Here is an 8,260-nt window from a genome sequence, read left to right as displayed (position 1 = left end):
GACGATCGCTGCACGAGTCACGGTCCCCACCACCCCACCATGATCGACCATCCGTGGCTCGACGCCTCACCGCCTACCGTGCACGAGCTCGTTAGGCAACTGTTACTCAGTGCTATCCCCATCTCACCATGGTGAACTGAGGTTCACTGCCGCGGGGACCGATCCAGTGAGATTGGCCTCAGTGCAGCCTGAACTATAGACCTGAAGAAAGGGCGACCGATGCCTATTCACCTCTTGCAGATGCTTGGTGCGGACAGTGGTATTTCCCGGCAGTGTGACGGAGATGTGACATGCTCTGGGACGGACACTATTGGCACTGGCTGCGGCGAACATTCCGGCTGTGCCAACTCGGGCGGCAGCGCCCAGCCCGAATATTTCCACAACCATGGAAATGTCGACAAATGAGCCGCGTTGGGCTTACAGATAGGCCGTGAGCTTCCGAACCTGGCTGCGGTTCGGTCAAGTGCGGGCAGGGATCTACGCACCTCATGAGCGTCGGAGCTCCGTCAGCCGCAGCGTTATGCGGCGGCTCACACATTCTGTGCACGGTGGGGTGGTCGCCGAGTCGATCATCCGCTGAGTCTGGCACGCATCTGGGTCAGCTCCGCCAGCTGTGAGGGGAGTAAAAGTCGGGGCTGCACCAGCGGGCTGTAGAGCGGGGCGGCGGGCTGACCGTTCTGCGGCATTTGCCGGATGCGAGAGCGAGGAGGGCTGTGATGAGAGCGGCTAACTCCTCCGGGGCGGCGTAACCTTTCTCGACACGGATGTGGTTCTGATGGTTCATGTGGGTTCTTCTCTCAACCACTGAGCTGACTTGCCTGTTTGCGAGACGGCGTTTTCTGGGACGATGCATGACCCAGGGAACAGGTGATACGCAAAGTGTCCGGGACGGTACTGGCAGACTTCGCGCGCCGGCAGGGTTCAGCCCAGCGAGGAGCGTCAGCTCAGCCGTTCTGTGGACCACAGTGGCGATCTCGGGCGGGTGCTGTACCTGTAAATCGCCAGGAGGAGGACATACCTCAAAGGGCTGCTGATGGTCATCCCTCAGCGTTAAGCGGCGGCCACAGCCTAAATCACACGCGGCCTGCAGTCTCAGCCGTCGGAGGGAAGTCCCCTCTGAAGTGATCTATCCGGCGGGTGTCTGCGAGACCCGCCGAATCCTTTCCATGAGGAAATCCTCTGCCACGACTGGCTCGGAGTACCCCTCCAGTGAAGGGCTGACGGGTGTGATCTGGGCGGCAGGAGCAGCAACCAGGAAGAAGATGAGGGACAGCTGGTCCTCGTTGGGCGATGCAGCCGCAGGCGGGATGACACGATGACGGCTGGAGCGCCAACGTCCCCCGCTCCAGTAGGCGAGCAGGTCGCCGATGTTGATGACGAGCGCGTCTTCGCGACAGGCAGGTTCACGCCAATGGCCGTCGCGGCCGTAGACCTGCAGGCCGCCCATTCCAGGCTCTCGGTCCAGGATGGTGATGGTGCCGAAGTCGGTGTGCGGCCCTATCCGGAACTGCCCTTCTCTGACGGGTTCTCTGAGAGTGGCCAGGGAGGGATACCAGTTCAGGTTCATTGTGTAGAAGGGGTTGTTCATCGCTTCAGCGAAGAAGCCGTCCTCGACGCCCAGGGCAGAGGCGCACACACGGAGGAGCTCGTCGGCGAGCTGGCGGGTGCAGGAGAGGAACTCCGTGACTAGTGCCTCAAGCTCGGGTACCTCCTGAGGGTAGACATTGGGCTTGAACCACTGGGGGGAGGGGTTGACGCCGCCGTCCTCCTCGGCGGCGCCGAAGGCGAACGTCTCTTTGAGATCGGGAGGCGTCATGGTGCCCTCAGAACGCCCGGCAGTGACGAGGCCCGAGCGCAGCCAGCCCCGTCCGCCCATTGTGACGGCATACTGTTCCTTCACCTCGTGGGGCAGTGTGAAGTACTGCCGTGCCGCAGTGCGGAGCTTACGGCGCAGCTCAAGTGGGATGCCATGACCGGTGACCAGCAGGAAGCCATGGTCCTGAAGGGCCGCGTCTACTTGGGAAGCCACAAGATCCCGGTCTGGAGTGTCCCCATTCCACCAGGGTGTGAGGTCGATGAGCGGGATGCTGTCCATTCCTATCATCCTTGTCGTTCGCATGTCGGTATACGTAGATTCAGTGCGCGGTGCCGCTTGGCGGGGCAGGGCTGGGGCCCATGGCCTGGGGGTTCCAGTAGACGGTTTCCCTGGCGATGCGGTAGTCGGCATTGAACAGACACACACTTGCGCCCTGCAGGGTGAATTCCCTATGTGCTGCTTGCCGGTCCGGCAGTTGGGGGACCAGGCTGTGCCGGGTGCCGCTCATGACCCACTGGAAGACGGCGTGACGGCCGCTGCCGAATGAGGAGACCACAGTGAAGGTGGGACCCTCGATTGCCGTAACGAAGTCGCTGAAGAGTTTGGTGATCGCCGCTCGTCCGTGAAAGGCGTGCCCCAGGGCTGTCTCCTCGAAAACTGCGTCGGGAAGGTAGTAGTCGAGAGCCTTTTCGATCTGGCCGCGTCTGACGGCCCCGGCGATGCCTGCCATTGTGCGGGCATGCAGGTGGTGGTCTTCACCGGTCATGGGTGCTCGCTTCCTTCCTTGGCGACTGATGAGATTCCTTGTGTGATGCCGCAGAGCAAGTGAGTTGGACTGCGTCGGTCGCTGGCCGTGGCGCTGCAGGGGCCAAGTAACTGGTCAGCTGCCGTGTTTGCTTGGCCTCAATCTCCCGCAGGTTGCTGTTTGTCAGGCGCAGGCAGCAGCCGAACAATCGGTGGGGAAGGGCGGATTCGAAAGGGTGCAAGCCTCTCATCAGGGCCTACCCGTGTCCGTCAGCGGCTGCAGGGGCTCCTTCCACGCAGCCCTTAAGGTGCCTCAGGGTCGCCCTGCTGTTGGTGTGTAGGGCGTTGGCTATGACATCAACGGCTGTGCTGATCTGGGCGGCGGGGCCGAGAACCCGGGCGACCTGCGATGCGTTCACAGTGGCCGTGTGCTGAGAGGAGACCTTGAAGGATCCGTTGCCGGGAGTGACGCACCATCTCCCCAGATGCATAGCGAGCAGTGACGGCAGGACGGTCTGCTTGTAGATGATCTGTGCGCTCTCTGGGAGGCAGACACGAATGGAACGAGTGAAATGCTGTGAGCCGTCCGGAGCCATCGTGGTCATGGCCAGCTCCTGCAGCCCGGGGCCGCAGTCGTCGACACGGACATCCGCTACGTGGGGCAGGCGCTCTTGCCAGAGGCGAGCCTGGTAGAGGAAGGCGTAACCTTCCTGCGGCGGACCGTCCACCTCGATAGTGTCCTCGATCTCCACACGCAGGTCGCCTGCATGGGGGGCGACCTCCAGATACGCCTTGAGCTCCATAAGCTCATGTGGCGTGGCGTGGTCTTCGTCAGCGCCCTCCGTGGCCCGCATCAGGGTCATACTGAGCGGCGTGTGATTTCCATGGGTTTTCCCGACCAGCCAAACGCCACGCATCGAGCCGGCGCCCGTGTGTTCGTCGGTGTCTTTGTGGAACTCGATCCGTCCGGTGGCAGGGGTGAGAAGTCTGCGCGAGGTCCATGTACGAGTCCCGAACTGGTCACTGACCCACAGGCGGATCCGCTCCCTGTACTCGTCGCCCTCAAGACGTGTGGCGTGGACAACGTTGGGGAAGATCTCCGGCCATCGGGCCACGTCGGCGATTGCCTGATAGACCTCCTGCTCGGAAGCGGCGACCTCGATGCGGTGCGTCGTTTGCTTTTCCATGCTCCAGTCCCGATCTTGGTTGCAGGCGTGTGGGGGTGCGGTCGTCAGTACCTTCCGAGCCCGCCGCAGACGTTGATCGCCTGCGCAGTGATGGAGGCTGCGAGGTCGGTGCTTAGATATCCGACAAGACCAGCCACCTCCTCGGGGGTGGAGTAGCGGCCGAGCGGGATCTTCGCCCGGAACTGGTCGTGGACTTCCGCCTCGCTGATGCCCCAAGCCTGCGCGTAGCCCTTTCGGACCTGCGTGGCCATCGGGGTTTCCACGTAGCCTGGGCAGACGGCGTTGACGGTGATCCCGGTGGTGGCCAGCTCAAGGGCCAGGGACCTGGTGAACCCGATGACGCCATGCTTAGAAGCGCTGTAGGGGGCGCCGAGCGGGATTCCCTGCTTTCCTGCTGTGGAGGCGATGTTGATGATGCGTCCCCAGCCGCGGTCCTGCATCCCGCCATGACGCAGAGCCGCCCGGCTCATGTGGAAGACGCCGCCGAGATTTGTCTGGATGACGTCCTGCCACAGTTCGTCCGTCAAGTCAGCGGTAACGCCCCCGCCTGCGCGGCCAGCGTTGTTCACCAGGATGTCGAGGCCACCAGCGGTCCGGACTACCTCCTCCACGAAGCGGCCGGCATCCTCCGCGCTGGACACGTCGCACACAATTCCAGCGACTGCCGTGTCTCCCTGGCTCAGTTGCTCAACGGCTTGATCGACAGCGTCCTGATGCCGGGCGCAGATATACACGCGCAGGCCGCGTGCGGTGAAGTCGCGGGCAACTTCCAGGCCGATACCGCTGGTGCCGCCGGTTACAACGGCTACCCTTGCTTCCCGATTCATGGACGCTCCAGTTGGTCTTCGCCTGCCTCGGAGGGCCTCTGCGGCTCGCACGCCGAAGCTGCCGAGGGGGTACTAGGGCCATTGATAATGCGAAGCATCTCGGCTGGAGTTCTGGCGCTGACAGCGCCATCATCAATGTGGATCTTGTGATCGCGCTCCAGACGGCACACGGCCTCGAGCCGGATGAGCGAGTCGAACCCAAGCGCTTCGAAAGGCTGGTTGTCCACCTGCATGGCGGCCAGCGGTACATGGGTCCCGGCCTCACCTGCGGCTTGCAACAGAGCCGACATCAGATCACTGCGGCTGACGGATGCGTTGACCATGGGTTTACCTCCTGACGGGTACTCAGTTTACTGACGGAGCAGTCACGACCAGAGCTGAGTTGAAGCCGGGATAGCCGCGAGCGAGAATCAGGGCACGGCTCAGCAGTGCTGGTCGGGGAGTGCAACGGACAAGATCCAGGGCAGGGGTGCCGACCGTGTGGATGGTCGGGGGAATCACCTGCTCCCGCAATGACAGGAGCGCTGTTGCCACGTCGAGAGGCCCGGCTCCTGCACCAACCCGACCCGTCATGGTTTTCGGCGCCGTGACAGGAACACCTCTGGGGCCGAAGACCGATGCAAGCGTGTCAGCTTCCACCTGATCGAGGGCGGGAAGTCCCGCCGCGTCGGCGAACACCACGTCGATGTCTCCTGCCGTGCAGCCAGCCCGCTCCAGCGCCAGACGGACGGCACGCTCCAGCCCAGGCCCGCCCGGCGTGCCAGGACGGGCGTCGAATGTCGAGGCATGCCCGGTGATCAGCCCGTAGACATGCGCGGCGGGTCGCTGACGTGCAGAGTCAGCCTCTTCCAGAACCAGGAGCGCCCCGCCTTCTCCTGGTACACCACCGCACGCGTCTGCCTCGAACGGCCGGTAGGCAAGGGTGATGTCGTTGCAGGTACTCATCCTCCCGCCCGCCATCTCTGCAACCCAACTCCACGGACAAAGGCGGCTGTCGATGCCTCCCGCAATGACAAGCCTGGCACCTTTAGCCATCTGCCGTGCACCGATAGCCACCGCATCCAAGCCACCAGCCTGGTCGCTGACCACGACACTGCTGGGGCCCTTCAGCGCATGCCGAATGGAAAGCTGACCCGAGTTCACCGCGTAGAACCAGGCGAAGGACTGATAAGCGCTCACATACTGTGGACCCTTGCTCCACAGGTTCGACAGCTCCCGCTGGCCGAACTCGAATCCCCCGCAGGTGCTTGCGGTCACCGCGCCGGTCTGCCAGTCGGGAAGCTGACCCGGCTGGAAACCAGCATCCTCGAAGGCCAAATCAGCAGCTACCAGGGCGAGCCTGGTGATCGTGTCCGTCTGAGCGAGCAGGGCCGGTGTCAGGTGGGCAGTGAAGTCGACCTCCCTAACCTCGCCCGCCAACTGGGACGGATAGCCACTCGAGTCGAAACGGGTGATCCTCCCTACCCCGCTAGCGCCAGCCAGTGTTGCCTTCCAGTACTCCTCCACTCCGACCCCGTTCGCAGCCACAATGCCAAGACCGGTGACTGCGACAGAGCCCTTCATGACGCCGTCCTTGCCGGCCGCGCAAGCACCATGGCGCTCTGGAAGCCCCCGAATCCACTGCCTACCGTCAGGGCCACGTCGGTCCGCTGGGCACGTGCGACCAGCGGAACGTAATCAAGATCGCATTCTGGGTCAGGCGTCCGCAGGTTGGCGGTCGGCGGGATGACGTCATTCTCCATAGCCAGAGCACAGGCGGCTATCTCCAGAGACCCGATGGCCCCCAGCGAGTGCCCGATCATGGACTTGATCGAACTGATGGGCGTGGAATATGCATGCCGTCCGAGCGCGCGCTTAAAGGCGGCCGTCTCGTGCCGGTCGTTCTGCCGCGTACCCGAGCCGTGAGCATTTATGTAGTCGACTTCCTCGGGCCTCACCCGGGCCTCTTTCAACGCACAGGAGATGGCATCAGCCATCTCCGCACCATCGGGCCGCAGCCCCGTCATGTGGAAGGCATTGCAGCGCGAGGCGAAGCCGGAAATGAGCGCGTACACGTGGGCCCCCCTGGCCCGCGCATGCTCCATGCGCTCCAAGACGAGGACAGCAGCGCCTTCCCCCAGGACGAAGCCGTTCCTGTGAAGATCGAAAGGCCGCGAGGCGCACTCTGGGGAGTCGTTATCGGGCGTTGTAGCTCGAATGGCATCGAAGCAGGCGACAGTGATCGGTGAGATCGGGGCCTCAGCTGCCCCTGTGATCATGACATCAGCGTCGCCAGAGCGGATGCGCTCCCAGGCAAAGCCCACCGCGTCGATGCCCGAGGTGCAGCCAGTGGAGATCATGGTGACGGGCCCCTGCGCCCCGGCTTCCCAGGCGACCTCGGCACAGATAGAGCTCGGTATGAAATGGTCATAGAGGGCCGGGCTGATTCCCTCAGGACTGACCAGCCAGTCTCTGCCTCGGCTGCTCGCGTCCACGTACGTGTTTTCCAGGCTTGTTGTGCAGCCCACAGCGCTGCCCATGCTAACGCCGCATCGATGAAGGATCTCCGGGGAGATTTCCAGGCCGCTGTCGGCTATGGCTTCCCTGGTCGCAGCAACGGCGAATTGAGTTACCCGGTCCATTTGCTGTACTTGTTGTGGGGTAAGGCCGTGCAAGTCGGGGGAGAAATCACATTCTGCGACCACACGCGATCGAAAGGGAGTTGGATCAAAAAAGCTCAGCTGTCGAGTCGAAGTCCTACCCGAGGACAGAAGATCCCAGTAAGCCTGCGCTCCGATACCGCCAGGTGCGATCACGCCCAGGCCGGTGACCGCCACATCCGGAAACATTGAACTTTCCTGTCTCTTCGCTGTCGTCGAGTTCGCAGGGAGCGGGAACGCTCGTCAGGAATGACTTTGATCTTCTGGCAGAGTAATTGATTGTTCGATATGCGCTGGTTCCGCTTTCCGTGATATATTCTAGCTATTTCATTGCCGCTAAGATTGGGGGGAGTCAACCTGGATTGAATGCTTGCCTTGCGTTTCCACGGTGCGATCTCGGAGAAGGGAAGCCATGAGCAATCGCTACTCAGGGGAACCCTTGAGTGCGCGCATGATCGCCAGGTGCCGGGCAGGGGCCGCTTGGGAGAGGGCTCCGGCGTGGTTCGGGCCGAGGGCGACATTGGTGGAGAGCCTTCTGCTGCTTTGCAGTGGTGGCTCTCTCGCTCCGGCCCGTCTGAGGCGCCCGCGAAGTTCTTGCAGGGCAGGGTGTTTGTGGCCGGGTGGTGAGCCCCTGGGAGCTGATGCCTCCGAAGCCGACCGGGACGCTCGTACTCACGTGAGGCTGGAAAACGTTCAGTACCGCGGCACACCGGCCGCTGGCAGGGCAGCGGCCCCTGCCCTGCCAGCAAAGTCCTACGGGCTCGTAGACGCCGCGTGTTGAAAGATCGAGTCCCGCGTGGTTGATCTTCCTGGTATTCGTAGGGCCCGAGGTCTGCTCATCGATCGTTGAGCCTGTCGGGGCCGGAATCGGTCTCACTGCTGGACACGGCGAGGACAGTGACAATCCAGGCTGCCGCGGCCTTGCTCGCCATCAGGCCGGGCTGCTGCCCAGTAAGACGTCGTTTCTTATGGTGGTTCTTGGGCCTCTCCATGCGGGGATACTGCTTCAGTGCTGTTGACATGGATTGCCGAGGTGGCCGAAGAGCC

Annotated in this window: 9 protein-coding genes; all 9 read right to left on the bottom strand. The window is 62.8% G+C overall.

Features of this window, described 5'->3' with window-relative positions; translation table 11 throughout:
• Positions 1-598: 598 nt before the first annotated feature.
• A complete protein-coding gene (locus ACFQ79_RS39355; RefSeq protein WP_383592892.1) occupies positions 599-784 on the bottom strand; it encodes an acyl-CoA carboxylase epsilon subunit in 186 nt (61 codons plus the stop codon).
• A 342-nt stretch (positions 785-1,126) separates the two neighbouring features.
• Complete coding sequence (locus ACFQ79_RS39350; protein WP_383592889.1) at positions 1,127-2,095, bottom strand: isopenicillin N synthase family dioxygenase; 969 nt, start codon at positions 2,093-2,095, stop codon at positions 1,127-1,129.
• A 40-nt stretch (positions 2,096-2,135) separates the two neighbouring features.
• Complete coding sequence (locus tag ACFQ79_RS39345) at positions 2,136-2,582, bottom strand: nuclear transport factor 2 family protein (RefSeq protein ID WP_383592886.1); 447 nt, start codon at positions 2,580-2,582, stop codon at positions 2,136-2,138.
• 235 nt (positions 2,583-2,817) lie between these two features.
• Positions 2,818-3,747 carry an SRPBCC family protein gene (locus ACFQ79_RS39340; RefSeq protein WP_383592883.1) on the bottom strand — a complete coding sequence of 310 codons (930 nt, stop codon included), beginning with the start codon at positions 3,745-3,747 and terminating at the stop codon, positions 2,818-2,820.
• 44 nt (positions 3,748-3,791) lie between these two features.
• Complete coding sequence (gene fabG, locus ACFQ79_RS39335; RefSeq protein ID WP_383592881.1) at positions 3,792-4,574, bottom strand: 3-oxoacyl-ACP reductase FabG; 783 nt, start codon at positions 4,572-4,574, stop codon at positions 3,792-3,794.
• Complete coding sequence (locus tag ACFQ79_RS39330; protein ID WP_383592878.1) at positions 4,571-4,897, bottom strand: phosphopantetheine-binding protein; 327 nt, start codon at positions 4,895-4,897, stop codon at positions 4,571-4,573. Before ACFQ79_RS39330 ends, fabG begins: the two co-directional genes overlap by 4 nt.
• A gap of 22 nt (positions 4,898-4,919) precedes the next feature.
• Positions 4,920-6,137, bottom strand: coding sequence for a ketosynthase chain-length factor (locus ACFQ79_RS39325; RefSeq protein ID WP_383592875.1), 1,218 nt, complete (start codon positions 6,135-6,137; stop codon positions 4,920-4,922).
• Positions 6,134-7,402 carry a beta-ketoacyl-[acyl-carrier-protein] synthase family protein gene (locus ACFQ79_RS39320; RefSeq protein WP_383592872.1) on the bottom strand — a complete coding sequence of 423 codons (1,269 nt, stop codon included), beginning with the start codon at positions 7,400-7,402 and terminating at the stop codon, positions 6,134-6,136. The genes ACFQ79_RS39325 and ACFQ79_RS39320 overlap by 4 nt, the downstream gene beginning before the upstream one ends.
• Before the next feature lie 647 nt (positions 7,403-8,049).
• On the bottom strand, positions 8,050-8,260 hold a 211-nt coding region (locus ACFQ79_RS39315), incomplete at its 5' end, for a hypothetical protein (protein ID WP_383592869.1).

Origin of the sequence: Streptomyces sp. NPDC056480 (genome assembly GCF_042795405.1) — a bacterium.
GTDB lineage: Bacteria > Actinomycetota > Actinomycetes > Streptomycetales > Streptomycetaceae > Streptomyces.
Note: the sequence above shows the minus strand (reverse complement) of the source record. Positions and strands in the feature narration are given on the sequence as shown.

Bases quoted from the DNA above. Each gene is read 5' to 3' on its own strand.
- ACFQ79_RS39340 (WP_383592883.1), bottom strand. From the start codon at position 3,747: ATGGAAAAGCAAACGACGCACCGCATCGAGGTCGCCGCTTCCGAGCAG.
- ACFQ79_RS39350 (WP_383592889.1), bottom strand. From the start codon at position 2,095: ATGGACAGCATCCCGCTCATCGACCTCACACCCTGGTGGAATGGGGAC.
- ACFQ79_RS39345 (WP_383592886.1), bottom strand. From the start codon at position 2,582: ATGACCGGTGAAGACCACCACCTGCATGCCCGCACAATGGCAGGCATC.
- fabG (WP_383592881.1), bottom strand. From the start codon at position 4,574: ATGAATCGGGAAGCAAGGGTAGCCGTTGTAACCGGCGGCACCAGCGGT.
- ACFQ79_RS39320 (WP_383592872.1), bottom strand. From the start codon at position 7,402: ATGTTTCCGGATGTGGCGGTCACCGGCCTGGGCGTGATCGCACCTGGC.
- ACFQ79_RS39325 (WP_383592875.1), bottom strand. From the start codon at position 6,137: ATGAAGGGCTCTGTCGCAGTCACCGGTCTTGGCATTGTGGCTGCGAAC.
- ACFQ79_RS39355 (WP_383592892.1), bottom strand. From the start codon at position 784: ATGAACCATCAGAACCACATCCGTGTCGAGAAAGGTTACGCCGCCCCG.
- ACFQ79_RS39330 (WP_383592878.1), bottom strand. From the start codon at position 4,897: ATGGTCAACGCATCCGTCAGCCGCAGTGATCTGATGTCGGCTCTGTTG.